This is a genomic window from Mesorhizobium waimense (genome assembly GCF_003601975.1).
GTDB classification, from domain to species: domain Bacteria; phylum Pseudomonadota; class Alphaproteobacteria; order Rhizobiales; family Rhizobiaceae; genus Mesorhizobium; species Mesorhizobium waimense.
Genome location: NZ_QZWZ01000009.1, coordinates 111164 through 124293, shown reverse-complemented (window position 1 = coordinate 124293; position 13130 = coordinate 111164). Strand labels below are relative to the sequence as shown.

General features: G+C 62.9%; 13 protein-coding genes. 5 read left to right on the top strand and 8 right to left on the bottom strand.

Annotated elements, in window-relative coordinates; all coding sequences use genetic code 11:
• Nucleotides 1-35: 35 nt before the first annotated feature.
• The 3 genes from D3227_RS13945 (at nt 36) to D3227_RS13935 (ending at nt 2212) form a co-directional block, all read left to right on the top strand.
• On the top strand, nt 36-929 hold the full coding sequence (locus D3227_RS13945; RefSeq protein ID WP_120014682.1) for a branched-chain amino acid aminotransferase: 894 nt from the start codon (nt 36-38) through the stop codon (nt 927-929).
• Nucleotides 930-1074: 145 nt separating this feature from the next.
• The gene (locus D3227_RS13940) at nt 1075-1392 is read left to right on the top strand and encodes a hypothetical protein (RefSeq protein ID WP_120014681.1); all 318 of its coding nucleotides are present in this window, start codon (nt 1075-1077) and stop codon (nt 1390-1392) included.
• A 178-nt stretch (nt 1393-1570) separates the two neighbouring features.
• On the top strand, nt 1571-2212 hold the full coding sequence (locus D3227_RS13935; protein ID WP_120014793.1) for an MBL fold metallo-hydrolase: 642 nt from the start codon (nt 1571-1573) through the stop codon (nt 2210-2212).
• 222 nt (nt 2213-2434) lie between these two features.
• On the opposite strand, the gene D3227_RS13930 is transcribed toward D3227_RS13935, so the two are convergent.
• The 3 genes from D3227_RS13930 to D3227_RS13920 form a co-directional block, all read right to left on the bottom strand.
• On the bottom strand, nt 2435-2851 hold the full coding sequence (locus tag D3227_RS13930) for a BA14K family protein (protein ID WP_120014680.1): 417 nt from the start codon (nt 2849-2851) through the stop codon (nt 2435-2437).
• 193 nt (nt 2852-3044) lie between these two features.
• A complete protein-coding gene (locus D3227_RS13925) occupies nt 3045-3257 on the bottom strand; it encodes a cold-shock protein (RefSeq protein WP_006202521.1) in 213 nt (70 codons plus the stop codon).
• A gap of 247 nt (nt 3258-3504) precedes the next feature.
• On the bottom strand, nt 3505-3717 hold the full coding sequence (locus D3227_RS13920; RefSeq protein WP_006202520.1) for a cold-shock protein: 213 nt from the start codon (nt 3715-3717) through the stop codon (nt 3505-3507).
• 525 nt (nt 3718-4242) lie between these two features.
• On the opposite strand from D3227_RS13920, the gene D3227_RS13915 reads away from it, so the two are divergent.
• Nucleotides 4243-4644 (top strand): Kazal-type serine protease inhibitor family protein, encoded by a 402-nt coding sequence (locus D3227_RS13915; RefSeq protein WP_120014679.1) that lies wholly within the window; start codon nt 4243-4245, stop codon nt 4642-4644.
• 268 nt (nt 4645-4912) lie between these two features.
• Nucleotides 4913-6544 (top strand): tetratricopeptide repeat-containing sulfotransferase family protein, encoded by a 1632-nt coding sequence (locus D3227_RS13910; RefSeq protein WP_120014792.1) that lies wholly within the window; start codon nt 4913-4915, stop codon nt 6542-6544.
• Nucleotides 6545-6601: 57 nt separating this feature from the next.
• On the opposite strand, the gene D3227_RS13905 is transcribed toward D3227_RS13910, so the two are convergent.
• The 5 genes from D3227_RS13905 to uvrB all read right to left on the bottom strand — a co-directional run bounded on the left by D3227_RS13905 (nt 6602) and on the right by uvrB (nt 13044).
• The gene (locus tag D3227_RS13905) at nt 6602-6955 is read right to left on the bottom strand and encodes a DUF1428 domain-containing protein (protein ID WP_120014678.1); all 354 of its coding nucleotides are present in this window, start codon (nt 6953-6955) and stop codon (nt 6602-6604) included.
• 80 nt (nt 6956-7035) lie between these two features.
• Complete coding sequence (locus tag D3227_RS13900; protein ID WP_120014677.1) at nt 7036-7461, bottom strand: VOC family protein; 426 nt, start codon at nt 7459-7461, stop codon at nt 7036-7038.
• A gap of 188 nt (nt 7462-7649) precedes the next feature.
• On the bottom strand, nt 7650-7823 hold the full coding sequence (locus tag D3227_RS41565) for a hypothetical protein (protein WP_167480689.1): 174 nt from the start codon (nt 7821-7823) through the stop codon (nt 7650-7652).
• Nucleotides 7824-7990: 167 nt separating this feature from the next.
• A complete protein-coding gene (locus tag D3227_RS13895) occupies nt 7991-9517 on the bottom strand; it encodes an ABC-F family ATP-binding cassette domain-containing protein (protein WP_120014676.1) in 1527 nt (508 codons plus the stop codon).
• Nucleotides 9518-9897: 380 nt separating this feature from the next.
• Nucleotides 9898-13044, bottom strand: a complete 3147-nt coding sequence (uvrB, locus tag D3227_RS13890) for an excinuclease ABC subunit UvrB (RefSeq protein WP_120014675.1) — start codon at nt 13042-13044, stop codon at nt 9898-9900.
• Between the last annotated feature and the right edge of the window lie 86 nt (nt 13045-13130).

The following is a 13130-nucleotide window of genomic DNA, read 5'->3' as shown; positions in this document are numbered from 1 at the left end:
AACGATATGCGGGGTGGCACCCGCGGGAGGTTATCATGGCATCCGTTCCTTTTGACCAGTTGGACGGCTTCATCTGGATGAACGGCGAGTTCGTCAAATGGGCCGACGCCAAGGTCCATGTCCTGACCCACGGCCTGCACTACGCCAGCGCCGTTTTCGAGGGCGAGCGGGCCTATGGCGGCGAGATCTTCAAGCTCACCGAACATACCGAGCGCCTGCATGAATCGGCGCGTCTGCTAGGCTTCAAGATACCCTATTCGGTCGCCGAACTCGACGACGCTTGCCGCACGCTCTTGAAGAAGCAAGGTTTTCAGGACGCCTATGTGCGCCCGATCGCCTGGCGCGGCAGCGAGCAGATGGGCGTATCGGCGCAGAACAACCGCATCAATTGCGCCATCGCCATCTGGCAGTGGCCGAGCTATTTCGACCCGGCGCAGAAGCTGAAGGGCATCCGCCTCGACATGGCGGAATGGCGCCGCCCCGACCCGCGCACCGCGCCGTCGAAGTCGAAGGCCTCCGGCCTCTACATGATCTGCACCATGTCCAAACATGCAGCCGAGGCCAAGGGCTATGCCGACGCCATGATGCTCGACTGGCGCGGCCAAGTCGCGGAAGCAACCGGCGCCAACATCTTCTTCGTCAAGGACGGCAAGATCCATACGCCGAAGCCCGATTGCTTCCTCGACGGCATCACCCGCCGTACGGTCATCGGCCTTGCCAAGGATCGTGGGATCGAGGTGATCGAGCGCGTCATCATGCCGGAAGAACTCGAAGGCTTCGAGCAGTGCTTCCTCACCGGGACGGCGGCTGAAGTAACGCCCGTGGCGGAAATCGGACCTTACCGATTCGAGGTCGGCGAGATCGCCAAGTCACTGATGAACGACTATTCTGCGGCCGTTCAGCCGAAGCATGCGATCGCCGCAGAATAGCGAAAGTCACAGCTTTTTAATCGACTAGGGGCGGTTTTCGAACCGCCCCTTTTATTTCAGGGTTTCTGCATTTGACTTTCATCCAATTCAGCGTCTCATGATGGCGTCGGCCCGGGAGGCTGACAGTCATGGAGGGACTGCTAATATGGACATGAACACGCTTCTTCCGATCATTGTTCAGGTGATTACGGGTATCATCGGTGGTCAGGCGGTGGGCGCGGCGCTCAAGCAAGCGGCGTTGGGTCAGCTTCCCAAAATCCTGGGTGGCGCCATTGGCGGTGTCGGCGGCGCGGCCATCCTCGGCAGCCTGCTGGGCGGCGGTACGGTCGATCCGGCAGCGGCTGCGGCGGCAGCGGGCGGATTGGGCAGCGCGTTGAACCTGGAAAACATCGTCGGCGGCGCTGGCGGCGGCGCCATCCTGACCGGCATCATCGGCGCGGTCATGAATGCGATGAAAAAGTAAGCCTCGAGACATCAGAGCTTTTCGCATGGGCGGCTTCGGCCGCCCATTTGTTTTGGCCATTCGCCTCGACCTGCCGGCCCGGTGGACGGCGTTCGCATCTGTCTCTACATCAGGCCAGGTTCAAGAGGCCGCTCGTCGTGCGATGCGCGCCTCGCTCGAGCACAGCGAAAGGACAGACATGGGTCAGCTCAATGCCGGTATCGTGCCGGTCACGCCGTTCCAGCAGAATTGCACGATCCTGTTCGACATGGACGACAAACAAGGTGTCGTCGTCGACCCGGGCGGCGACATCGACAAGGTGCTGGCGGTTTTGAAGGACAATGCGATCACCGCGGGCGCGATCTGGATCACGCACGGCCATATCGATCACGCCGGCGGTGCAATGGAGTTGAAGGAGGCGCTCGGCGTCGACATAATCGGCCCGCATGAGGCCGACCGGCCGCTGCTTGCCAATCTGGAGAACCAGGCAAAGCGCTTTGGCATCACCGATGCCGTGCGCAATTGCGTGCCCGACCGGTTCCTCACCGAAGGCGAGACCGTGTCATTCGGAGCGCATTCATTCGAAGTCCTGCACTGTCCGGGTCATGCGCCGGGCCACGTGGTCTACTACAACCGGGCGGCCAAGTTCGCCCATGTCGGCGATGTTCTGTTTCGCGGTTCGGTCGGCCGCACCGATCTGCCCGGCGGCGACCATGCGGCACTGATCGCCTCGATCAAGGAGAAGCTTCTGCCGCTCGGCGACGACATTGGCTTCATCTGCGGCCACGGCCCCGGCGGTCGCTTTGGCGAGGAGCGGAGGACCAATCCGTTCCTAGTCTAGGGTGTGCTGATATTCAGGTGATGCCGGCCTGCGAACGGCGGCTTCCTGCGCTTCCGGTACTCACGTACCCAAAAGTACGCTCCGTTCCGGTTCTCGGAACCCACCATTCTCGACTCGGCCTGACCTGAATCCCAACACACCCTGGGGGGCCCAAACCGGTTCCGAGCCCACAAGAAAAAGCGCCGCCCGAAGGCAGCGCTTGGTTCGAACGGAAAGCCGCTTTCAGTTGGCGACGCAGAAATGCTGATCGCCGTCATTGCCGGTGAAGGTGCCAGTGCGGGCGTTGAAGGTCCGGTAGCGGTCAGAGCAGTATTCGTACCAGGCGCGGGTCCACGGTTCCGCGTAGCGGTCGGCGTAGACGACCCGCGGTTCCGCATAGTAGCGACGAACCGGCGCCGGCCGCACATAGCGATAGTCATAGTCGTCGTCATAATAGCTGTAGCGGGGCTGCGGGTTGCTCAGCGCGCCCGCGATCAGGGCGCCGGCTGCGAGGCCGACAACGCCGGCGGCGAGGGCGTCGCCATGGTTGTGGTGGTGACGGCGCCAGCGCCAGTCATCGGCGTTGGCCGCCGGCAAGGTGGCCAAAATGGTCGCGGCGATGCCCGCGGACAGGATGGTGGTCTTGAGAATTCGGTTCATTTCGGTCTCCTTCGTGCCGGCCCGCGCAGTTTCAGGGGATACGGACCGGTTTTAGCGAAGATTAATAGAAGACCGTGGCTGAACGGGGGCTGAACGAAAATTCGCCGGAAGGATCAAACGCACGCGGCATACCATAGGTCGGGCGGGAGTGGACCCGCCTCATCAGCCTCCGTCCGATCTGTCGTGAGCCGGCTTAACCGATCGACAGATTGACGGCCTTCGGACCCTTGCCGCGCTTGTCCGGCTCGGTGTCGAATGTCACTTTCTGCCCATCTTCCAGACCGGGAAGACCCGACGCCTGCACAGCCGAAATATGGACGAAGACATCCTTCGCGCCATCGTCCGGCGTGATGAAGCCGAAGCCTTTGGCATGATTGAAGAATTTGACGGTGCCGGTCTGCGGCATGGGAAGCTCCCTTTGATCCCATAAACTCCAGTCTCGGGCCGGCAAATGCCCGAGTGGAAATTTGTCCTTTATTTTAGCGCTATCGGCAAGAGAAAGTTTTTGCACGCGCCGGCAAGCATTTAGGGACATGGAAAAGGCGCGACGGGTGACCATCGCGCCTTCAAAAACTCAATCCCGGCCTGGAAGCCGGTTCATGATCTTGCAACTTGCTTCGCTGGTCCGCGTGGACGAACGCGGGTCAGACGGATCAGGCCGCGCGGAGATTGACCGCCTTCGGGCCCTTGCCCATGCGGTCGGGCTCGACGTCGAAGGTGACCTTCTGGCCGTCGACCAGCGTGCGCAGGCCAGAAGCCTCGATCGCGGAAATGTGGACGAAGACGTCCTTGGCGCCGCCATCGGGCGTGATGAAGCCGAAGCCTTTGGTCGCGTTGAAGAATTTAACGGTGCCGGTCTGGGCCATTGGGGAAACTCCTTCACCCGTGTCAGTCTTATGGTTTGCCCGCCGCCTGGCGCCGTGGGCAAGTCCCGGTGGTTGCTTCGGCAGTCATGCATTGGCGCATGGTCAAACCCCCCGCCGAAAAACGGGGCCGTCAGAGATTCACAGTATCGGGGAAAGGTCGTCCAAAACGTTCCGCTCTCCGGGTCGCAAATGCCCGAACACGGAATTTATCGCACGGAAACGTGATGGTTGCAAGACAGAGGTCGCGGGGTGCCCCGATGGGCGCATCTCGACGCAAGGCATCGATAGACCGGCTCCGGGGACGGTCATCGGCCAAAGCCTGTTCGCGCATGATCCAGAGCGCATGGCAATGGTGGGCGAACGGCACTCTGTGCGTTCCCGACCTTCGACAAACGGGGGTTGCAATTGGCAAGGGAATGGCGAGGATCGGCAGGCGCGTTTCGCGCCGGGACGGGGCTACAGCACTGATCTGCGCATGATCCTTTCCGACCCTTTGGTTCTGGATCATTTGCCTGGGAGGTATTGATGAAATTTCTTGCGGTATTGTTTTCGCGACAGGGTTTTGCTCTCCTGTTCCTGTCGGCACTTCTGGCTGCCTGCACCGTGGTGGTGGACGAGGGGCCCGGTCCGCGCCCGCCAAGGCCGGAGCCGCAATTCTGCACCAGGGAATATGAGCCGGTCTGCGCCCGTCGTGGCGGCGACCGCCAGACCTTCGCCAATGCCTGCCTTGCCGATCGGGCCGGATACCGCATCGTGCGAGATGGCCCGTGCCGCGACGGCGGCGGCGGCGGTGGCGACGAGCAGACATTTTGCACCCGCGAATACGCTCCAGTCTGTGCCCGCCGCCGTGGCGAGCTACGCACCTTCCCGAACGAATGCGAGGCTCGTGCGGCGGACTATCGCATCGTCGGCGACGGACCGTGCTGAACGAGGCAGGACCTCGCCATCCTGCCATGGCAAGGATTTGCAACAGGCGTTCCATCTCTTGGCGGGGAGATGGGCGCGACGTTGACTGCCAGGTTCCATGACACGCGTGGCGATGCCGGTGTGTCTTGAAACTGCCGGCCGTATGGCTTAGGTCCGGCTGGCGGACAAACACGGCAGGTTTCCCATCAACAGAGATCAGAGAAGAGCAGCGGGCGCGGGCGCCAGATCGGGTTCCGGAGGGCAGCCGCCCACGGTGCTCGACCGGTATGTGCAGCAGGCGCTGCAGCTGCACCAGACCGGGCGCCGGCAAGAAGCCGAGACGCTCTACCGGCAGGTGCTGGCGCAGAAGCCGAACCATGCCGCCGCGCTGCATTTCCTCGGGCTTTTGCTGCATCAGACCGGGCGCAGCGAGGAAGGGCTCGATCTGATCGAGCAGTCTGTGACGCTGCAGCCGAAGAATGCCGACTTCCTGAATAATTTCGGCACGGTCATGCGCGACCTCGGCCGCGTCGCCGCTGCCGTCGATTTCTTCCGCGGCGCGGTTGAAATTCGACCGGACCAGCTTGCGGCGCGCGACAATCTGGGCTCGGCGCTGAAGCAAATCGGCCAGTTCGAGGGCGCCGAAGAGATCTATCGCGGCACGATCGGTCGCAATCCGTTCCATGTGCGTGCACGCATCGGGCTTGCCGAAACGCTGCAGGAAGCGGGCCGGCTGGACGGGGCGCTCGCCGTCTTCCGCGAGGCGCTGACGTTCCGGCCGAAGGATGCCGAACTCCTGTATGGGCTGGGCGTCGGCATGATGGAAAAAGGTAGGCTTGGCGAGTCTGCCGATCTTGCCCGGCAGGCGCTGGCGATCGATCCCGGCATGGCGAAGGCCTGGCTGCTGCTGACGCAGGTCAAGCGTCAGCAGGAGCGCGATGCCGAGCTTGCCGGCATGGAGGCCCAGCACGCCAAGGCGCCGGAGGGCAGCCTGGCGCGCATGCAGCTTTCCTTCGGCCTCGGCAAGGCGAATGACGACCTGAAGGATTATGGCCGCGCCTTCGACTATTTCGCCGAAGGCAATGCCATCCGACGCCAGGGCATCGCCTACGACGCGGCGAGAACGCGCGACGAATTCGAAGCGATGAAGGCGGTCTTCGACAAGGCCTTCTTCGAAAAGCACCAGCCGAGCGCAATCGCCGACGACACGCCGATCTTCGTCGTCGGCATGCCGCGCTCGGGCACGACGCTGGTCGAGCAGATCATCGCCAGCCACCCAAAAGTCTATGGCGCCGGCGAGCTCAGCATCCTGAAGACGGCGGTCGGCAAGCAGTTTCCGATGAGCATGCAAGGCGGCTTTCCCTGGGGGATCGACATGCCCGACAAGGCCTTCGCCGAGGCGGGCCAAGCCTATCTCGACATGCTGCATGCCCGCTATCCCGGCTTCCGGCACGTTACCGACAAGATGCCCGGCAACTTCCTGCTGGTCGGCTTCATCCATCTGATGCTGCCGAAGGCGAAGATCATCCATTGCGCCCGCGATGCGGCGGCGACGTGCCTGTCGATCTACAAGGTGCATTTCCGCGGCGACAGCCATCGTTACGGCTATGACCTCGGCGAGCTTGCCGACTTCCACAATCTCTACACCGACATCATGGCGCATTGGCGCACCGTGCTGCCCGGCGTCGTGCACGATGTGCGCTACGAGGATTTCGTCGCCGACCAGGAAGGCCAGACGCGGGCGCTGATCGCCCATCTCGGCCTGCCATGGGACGATGCGGTGCTGTCGTTCCACGAGACCGATCGTCCCGTGCGCACTGCCTCTGCAGCGCAGGTGCGCCAGCCGATGTACCAGGGCTCGGTCGATCTGTGGAAGCGCTACGGTGACAGGCTGAAACCGCTGCTGGACAAGCTGGTGTAGGCCAATGTTGAGGTGAGGCTCGGTCTGACCTCAACATTGACCTACCCTGTGAGATGCCTAGAGTTCTATGAAGGGCTGGAAGCCGCCGAAGATCATGCGCTTGCCGTCGAAGGGCATGGTCGACCAGTCACCCTTCAGCCGCTCATCGGCCATCACCTTGGCCATCACTGCGTCGCGGCTCTGCCTGGATTCATAGACGACCCATGCGAAGATGACGATCTCGTCGTCCGTGGCCTGCACGGCGCGCGGGAACGAGGTAAGTTCGCCATAGGGCACGTCGTCGCCGACGCATTCGACATAGGCAAGCGCGCCATGCTCCTTCCAGACGACGCCGGCGGTGTTGGCCAGCTTCTTGTAGTCGTCGAGTCTTGCCTTGGGTACGGCAAGCAAGAAACCATCGACATAGGACATGATCGATCTCCTGAACGGTGCTTCGGGGCCGGCGGCAAAATCGCCGCCAGACGGATGAGGTTGCTACCGGTGCAGAAAGCTCAAGCCTTCACCGGTGCGTTCATCGCCCATTCGACGCCGAAGGGATCGCGCATATTGCCCCAGCGATCGCCCCAGAACATCACTTGCAATGGCATGACAACTTCGCAGCCGGCATCGACGGCGCGCTGCCACCAGGCTTCGATGTCGTCGCTGCCGAGATGGAGCTGCATGGTGTAGCCCTGCGGCTTGACCGGGGACATCCCGTGCTCGGGATAGAAATCGGAGATCATCAGCGTCGAGCCGTTGATGTGAAGGTGGATGTGCATGGTGCGGCCCTGCTCATCCGGCGGATAGAAGAAGACCTTCTCGGCTCCGAAGGCCTTCTGGTAGAATTCGGCGGCCTTGAAGGCGCCGTCCAGCTGAAGGTAGGGCGTCAATCCGCCGAGGACTTTCGCGGCAGACTGGGTTTGCGGCTGATCGTTCATCTTTTGCTCCTCTTTGCGTTTGATTGGCCTTGCGAACCGTAGGACGAATGAGGTGGCGACAATCCTACACGGCCGACGAGATTTTTTCAGTGCCGCGACCGAAGCGCCGGTCGTCGGCGGTTGAAGTGGCCCTGGAGCCTGTCAATGGCCCGCCGCAATGGGTGGGCAGCCGCTTTCATCTCGCTCGTTCAGGGAGCCCTGCAAATCCGAGGGCCGGTTTGCGCGTCGACGATGATTTCCGGCCAGCCGATATCCTTGCGCAATTTGATCGGCAGTGAAAGGAGCGCGCGCTCGCTGCGGTAACGGGCGCGGTTCGCCGCGTAGCGGACCGCTATGCGGCCTATGGATGACAGAATGGACATGATGCTTTCTCCTCGATTGAAGCCGGCATCACCGTGTCGGCATCCCAAGGACGTGGCAGGCAAAGGCGATCCTACCGATCGTCGAAATTTTTGCGAAGCTCGGATTCAATCGAAGAAAGCGCGAGCCGGCATCGCCTCGGCCCGCGTTTCATCATTGCGGGTGGCCCTCAACCGACCGTCTCAGCCACCGAGCGGAAAAAATCCTCCGGGCTGTCGACCTCGGTCAGCCGGCGCTTCTCGATCAGCCAGAAGCGGTTGCCGATGGCGCGGATGAAAGAGCGGTCGTGCGAGGCGAGCACGCAGCTTGCCCGACGCGCCAGCAATTCCGCTTCCAGCGCTTCCTGGCCGTCGATGTCGAGATGGTTGGTCGGCTCGTCGAGCAGATAGAAGTTGGGGTTTGCAAGCCGAAGCGCCAACATCATCAGCCGCGCCTTCTGGCCGCCCGACAGCATGTCGATCCTTCGCTCCTGCATGTCGATGGCGACACCGGCGCCAGCGAGCAGCGAGCGGGCGCGCTGCTCGCCGACATCGAATTTTCGCGAGACCATCGCCAGCGGTGTGTCGTCGCCGCTGATGCCCGTTAGAGCCTGGTCGCTGTAGCCGAGCACGGTCGACGGCGTCACCTTCACGCTCTGGCTGGTTTCCGGTGCGACGATGGCGTTCCTGATCAGGGTGACGAAGCGCGATTTGCCGACCCCGTTGCGGCCAAGCAGGACGATGCGGTCGCCCTGGCAGATATGACGCTTGCCGGTCCTGAACAACTGCATTCCGTCGGGTGTCTCGACCGCAGCATCGTCGAGCGTGATCAGCACTTTTGCGTGGGTGCCGCGATTGGCGAGCCTGATCGCGCCGGCCGATTTCTCGCGATGCGCGGGTGCTGCCGCGTCCTCGAGTCGCTCCGCCCGCTGGTTGAGCTGTTTGGTCTTGACCGTCAGCAGGTCGCTGCCCGAATTGATGCCGATATTGTTCAGCTTTGCTGCCTGCCGGCGCAATTGCTGCGCCACCTTCATGTCACGATGGAATTTGCGCTCCGTCGAGGCGTCGACTTCATCCAGGGCCTCGCGTGCCCGCGAATAGGGCAGCGAAAACACCGGCGACTGTTCGGGCCGCAGGAACAGCGTGCGGTTGGTGGTGGCGTCGAGGAAGGCGCGATCATGGCTGGCGATGACGACAGGCACTTCGCGCGGCATCGCGTTCAGCCAGGTTTCCAGCAGGCTGATTTTCGCGAGGTCGAGATGGTTGGTCGGCTCGTCGAGCAGCAACACATCCGGGTCGGTGACCCAGACGCGGGCGATCAGCGCCAGCCTCTGCCAGCCGCCGCTCAGTGCCCGCATCTCTCGTTCGCGCATCGGCTCGGGCACGTCGAGCGAATCCAGAACGACATCGACGCGCCATTGCTCGCTGTCGGCCTGCTCGCCCGGCAAGGCGTCGGCCACGATCTGATGGAAGCTGCTGACGAGGATAGCAGGCGGAACGGACTGCTCGACATGACCGACACGCAGGCCGCGCGTGCGGGCGATGTCGCCGGTTGTCGGTTCCAACTCGCCGGTCAGACATTTGAGCAAGGTGGACTTGCCGCGGCCGTTGGCGGCGACGATGCCGAGCCGATCGCTGGCGCCGATGGTGAGGTCGAGATTGGAGAAGAGCGGCGCACGCATGGTAACGCCGAGGGATTTGAGGCTGATCAGGGCCATGTCGATTTCTCTGGTCTTGCCGGAAGAAACTCCGGTCGATGCACTTTGACGGTGCGCGGGCAGGCCATCAGGCCAAGCATTGCAGCACCACGAAGGGCAGACCAAAAATCGAAGCGGGAATAACCCGGACCGTCCTGGTCAGCCCTGCAAGCAAGCTCGCAGGGCACAGACAGGGCCGCGCTGACGGTGGTGGTCGAAATTCACGCAGCCCTCCTTTCAAGACGTTGAGTGTGCGCAATGGCTACACCATGGGCGGGGCTGATGGCAAGGGGCTGCCGAGAGAGTGAGCGGGCGCTGAAACTGCCGATCTCCCCCCAAGAGGGGGAGATGTCCGGCAAGACAGAGGGGGCTGTCCCGCTAGCGTTTCGAATAATTTGAACCTACTTCCCCGGCCGTCCCGTCTTCCCCGGCCGGCGCTTTTCGCGGCGGGCGGCGGCAGGGTCTTCGTAGGAACCAATGCCGGCGCGCTGACGAACGATGGGTTTGCTGGAATCGTCGCGTTCCTTCGCGCCCCCCTCTGTCCTGCCGGACATCTCCCCCACTTGCGGGGAGATCGGCCGGGGCTTCGCCGGCACCCTTCCTTCGACCGGCTTTTCCGTTCGACGCACGGTCATCTCGTCAAGCGAGTTCTTCTTGAACAGCGGTTTGACCGGCTCGCCGGGGATGCCGAAATCCGAGCCGTGCGCTTCGGACGCCGACTGTTTCTTGAACAGCGAGCGCGACACCGCCCCCGCCGGCGTCGGCATGTCGGTGCCAGGGCCCATGGCGTCGAGCGACGGCTTCGAGAACAGCGGCTTCTTCACCGGCACGGCGCCGTCGGCGCCCATTTCGTCGAGATCCGGCTTGCGGAAGAGGTTGGGCCGGGCTGCCTTGGCCGCCTCTTCGGCGGCACGCGCTTCGTCGAACTTGCGGAAACGCTCCTGTTCCTCGGTCGTACGATGTTTGGCCACGCCCTTGTTGTGCTTGCCCTTTTCGCGGCCTGAGGCGGGACTTTGGCCTTCCACCTCGCGCGCCAGCGGATCGTCGGAGATCGACAGTTCCATCTCGCGCAGGCGCTTGATCTCGTCGCGGATGCGGGCCGCCTTCTCGAAGTCGAGATTGGCGGCGGCATCGCGCATCTGCTTGTCGAGCGCTTCGAGATGGGCCTTGAGATTGTTGCCCATCATGGCGCCGGCGCTGTCGGTGAATTGCGAGATGTCGGCGCGGACATGGTCTTTCTCGTAGACCGAGTCGAGAATGTCGGAGATGCGCGACTTGACCGATTCCGGGGTGATGCCGTTGGCCGCGTTCCATTCCATCTGCTTTTCACGACGGCGGTTGGTCTCGGCCATCGCCCGTTCCATCGAGCCAGTGACCTGGTCGGCATAGAGGATGACCTTGCCGTCGACGTTTCGTGCGGCGCGGCCGATGGTCTGGATCAGCGAGGTTTCGGAACGCAAAAAGCCTTCCTTGTCGGCGTCGAGGATGGCGACGAAGCCGCATTCGGGAATGTCGAGGCCCTCGCGCAAAAGGTTGATGCCGACCAGCACGTCGAAAGCGCCGAGGCGCAAGTCGCGCAGGATCTCGATGCGCTCCAGCGTGTCGATGTCGGAGTGCATGTAGCGGACGCGGATGCCCTGTTCGTGCAGGTACTCGGTCAGGTCCTCGGCCATGCGCTTGGTCAACACCGTAACCAGCGTGCGGTAGCCGGCCCTGGTGGTGTCGCGGATCTCGCCGACGACATCGTCGACCTGGCTCTTGGCCGGACGCACTTCGACCGGCGGGTCGATCAGGCCGGTCGGGCGGATGACCTGCTCGGCGAAGACGCCGCCGGACTGCTCCAACTCCCAGCCGCCGGGGGTCGCCGAAACCGCGACGGAAAGCGGGCGCATCGCATCCCATTCCTCGAAGCGCAGCGGACGGTTGTCCATGCAGGACGGCAGTCGGAAACCATATTCGGCCAGCGTCGCCTTGCGGCGGAAGTCGCCGCGATACATGCCGCCAATCTGCGGCACGGTGACGTGGCTTTCGTCGATGAAGACCAGCGCATTGTCGGGAATGTATTCGAACAAGGTTGGCGGCGGATCGCCTGGCTGGCGGCCAGTGAGATAGCGCGAATAGTTCTCGATGCCGGCGCAGGAGCCAGTCGCTTCCAGCATCTCCAGATCGAAGCGCGTGCGCTGTTCCAGCCGCTGTGCCTCCAGAAGGCGGCCAGCCTTTTCAAGCTCTTGCAGCCGGTGCTTGAGTTCTTCCTTGATCGACTTGATGGCTTGATTCAAGGTCGGGCGTGGCGTCACATAGTGCGAGTTGGCATAGATCTTGACGCTCTTCAGCTCGCCGGTTTTCTGGCCGGTCAGCGGGTCGAACTCGGTGATCGACTCGATCTCGTCGCCGAACATCGAGATGCGCCAGGCGCGATCCTCAAGGTGGGCAGGGAAGATCTCGATCGTGTCGCCGCGCACGCGGAACGAGCCGCGGACGAAATTGATGTCCTGGCGCTTATATTGCTGGGCGACGAGATCGGCGAGCAGAGCGCGCTGGTCGAGTCGGTCGCCGATCTGCATCTGGAAGGTCATCGCCGTATAGGTCTCGACCGAGCCGATACCGTAGATGCAGGACACCGAGGCGACGATGATGACATCGTCTCGCTCGAGCAGCGAGCGCGTCGCCGAGTGGCGCATGCGGTCGATCTGCTCGTTGATCGAGGATTCCTTCTCGATGAAGGTGTCGGTGCGCGGCACGTAGGCTTCCGGCTGGTAATAGTCGTAGTAGGAGACGAAATACTCGACGGCGTTTTCCGGGAAGAATTTCTTGAACTCGGAATAGAGCTGCGCGGCCAGCGTCTTGTTGGGCGCCAGGATCAAAGCAGGACGCTGCGTTTCCTCGATCACCTTGGCCATGGTGAAGGTCTTGCCGGAACCAGTGACGCCGAGCAGCACCTGGGTGCGGTCGTTGCCGTCGACGCCCTCGACGAGATCCTTGATCGCCGTCGGCTGGTCGCCGGCCGGCTCGAAATCCGACACCATCTTGATGGCAATGCCGCCCTCGGATTTTTCCGGGCGGGCAGGGCGGTGCGGCGTCCATAGCACGCCGTCCTTGTGCAAGGGATTGCCGGACTCGATCAGCGCCGACAGCGCCGCGACCGTCGCGGTGACACCGCTGGAGGTCATGGTTTCGGCGTCTTCCAACGAGATGTCGAGGCCCGCGACCGGGTTGAGGCCGGCTGCTGTGCGTTCGCGGGCAGTGGCCGCGCCGCCCATCGAAGTGCCGCGCGCCGTGCGCCCCGGAGCGGCGGAGCGCTCGGGGATTTTCTTTGCGGCTTTCGGCTTCGGCTGCTGTTCGGCCTCGCGCTCGATCTGTTCGGCCCAATCGGCGATCGAGCCGGTCAGCGGCGTAGCTGAGAATTCGGCCTGCGGTGCCTCGGCAAAGCCGCCCTTGTGCAACGGCTCCGATGCATCGAGGAAATCGGTCAGCGGGCTGCGCCGCTTCGGCACGCCAACGTCGTCGTGCGCCGATGGAGGCGTTTTCTTGTCGGGAAGTTTGGCCATGACCCGAATATGGGAGGACTCGGCCAAAATGGAAAGAGCGGAGTGACGAGGGGCGCACGGCCAAGCCAAGCTGCTGACAGCAGGCT